The organism is Streptomyces sp. SID14478 (assembly GCF_010548525.1).
GTDB lineage: Bacteria > Actinomycetota > Actinomycetes > Streptomycetales > Streptomycetaceae > Streptomyces.
In genome coordinates this window covers 1-1,452 of the sequence record NZ_JAAGMG010001209.1, presented here as the reverse complement: position 1 = coordinate 1,452, position 1,452 = coordinate 1, and the positions used below count along the sequence as shown (strand labels likewise).

Here is a 1,452-nt window from a genome sequence, read left to right as displayed (position 1 = left end):
CGGCGGGCCCGCGCACCGCCCCACAGGTCGGCCAACTCGACGCGCCGGTCGCGCAGTTCGTGGGCGGGGACGCCGAGGTAGGCGGGCGCGGTGCCGGGGGCGAAGCGGATGCCCGCGAAGCGGCGGCCCTCGCCCGCGCGATGGGCCAGGGTGTCGGGACCGGCGACGAACACCCGCCCCTCGCTCCAGATCAGGTCCATGCAGCCGTCGGGCAGCACCGGGTGCGCCGCCTCGGTGGCGGGCGCGGCCGAGCGGGTCCACAGCACCGCCCGGGGCACCCGGCTCGGCCGCTCCTCGTACGCCCCGGTCATCCGCGGTGCTCCTGCGGGCTCACCCCGTGGACCCGCTTGAACGCGCTGGACAGGGCGAACGCGCTGCCGTACCCGGTCTGCCGGGCGATCGCCGCGACCGTGAGGTCGCTGTCGCGCAGCAGGTCGGCGGCGAGTGCCAGGCGCCAGTTCGTCAGATACGTCATCGGGGGCTCGCCGACGAGTTCGGTGAAGCGGCGGGCGAGCGCGGCGCGGGAGACGCCGGCCTTCCCGGCGATCTCCGTGACGCTCCACGGGTGGGCCGGGTCGTCCTGGATCAGCCGCAGCGCCTGCCCGACGACGGGGTCGCCCAGGGCCACGTACCAGGCGGGCGCGTCGGCCTCCGGGCGGGAGAACCAGGCCCGCAGCGAGGCGATGAGCAGCAGGTCCAGGAGCCGGTCGAGGACGACGTCCTGGCCGGGCTCGTCCTTCACGATCTCCTCGGCGACCAGCGGTGTCAGCGGGCAGTCCCACACCTCGGTGGGCAGCACGAGCAGCGGCGGCAGCGCGTCCAGCAGGCGGCCGGTGAGCTCGCCGCGCATCTGGTACGTCCCGATGAGCATCTGCGCCGGGCCGTCCGGGGACTCCCCCCATTCCCGCACGCCGAGTTCCTTGTAGCGGCCGACGTGCGCGGCGCCCAGTGGGCGGCACACCTGGCCGGGGCCTATCTCCGCGCGCGGCGCGGTGGACGGGTCGTCGCAACAGACGTACGCGTCGGGGCCGCGGGCGATGGCGATGTCGCCGGGCCGGACGCGCTGCGCGGGGCCGTCCCCGTCGGGCAGGATCCACGCGTCGCCCTTGACCATGATCATGATGCTGATGGGTGCCTCGTCGCTGATGCGCACCGCCCACGGCACCTCGAAGCAGGCCCGGATCATGAAGGCTCCGCGTGCCCGTGGCCCCTCCAGGAGCCCTGCGAGTACGTCCATGGGGGAAGCCTAGACGGACGCGTATGGCGGTGAGCGGATCGGCGATGTTCCCGGCGGCCGGGCGGCAGTTGAGTGGAGGCATGACACAGACGACGAAGAACCGGCAGGGCACGACGACGGTGGTGGTGACCGGGGCGACCGGTCGGACGGGGCGCCGGGTCGCCGAGGCGGCGCGCGCCGCGGGGCTGACCGTACGGGCCGCCTCGCGGGCGGGC

2 protein-coding genes and 1 pseudogene are annotated in these 1,452 nt (G+C 75.1%); 1 reads left to right on the top strand and 2 read right to left on the bottom strand.

Annotated features, from left to right (window positions below; translation table 11 throughout):
• Both G3I40_RS38685 and G3I40_RS38680 read right to left on the bottom strand, forming a co-directional pair.
• Nucleotides 1–311: DUF6597 domain-containing transcriptional factor (locus tag G3I40_RS38685; protein WP_343245157.1), on the bottom strand; the 311-nt coding region annotated here is incomplete at its 3' end.
• Entirely contained in the window at nucleotides 308–1,237 is a 930-nt protein-coding gene (locus G3I40_RS38680; protein ID WP_164559495.1) for an AraC family transcriptional regulator, read from the bottom strand. The genes G3I40_RS38680 and G3I40_RS38685, both read right to left, overlap by 4 nt.
• Before the next feature lie 80 nt (nucleotides 1,238–1,317).
• On the opposite strand from G3I40_RS38680, the pseudogene G3I40_RS47715 reads away from it, so the two are divergent.
• Nucleotides 1,318–1,452 (top strand): annotated as a pseudogene (locus G3I40_RS47715) (NmrA family transcriptional regulator); the annotation flags it as partial.

Bases quoted from the DNA above. Each gene is read 5' to 3' on its own strand.
- G3I40_RS38680 (WP_164559495.1), bottom strand. From the start codon at position 1,237: ATGGACGTACTCGCAGGGCTCCTGGAGGGGCCACGGGCACGCGGAGCC.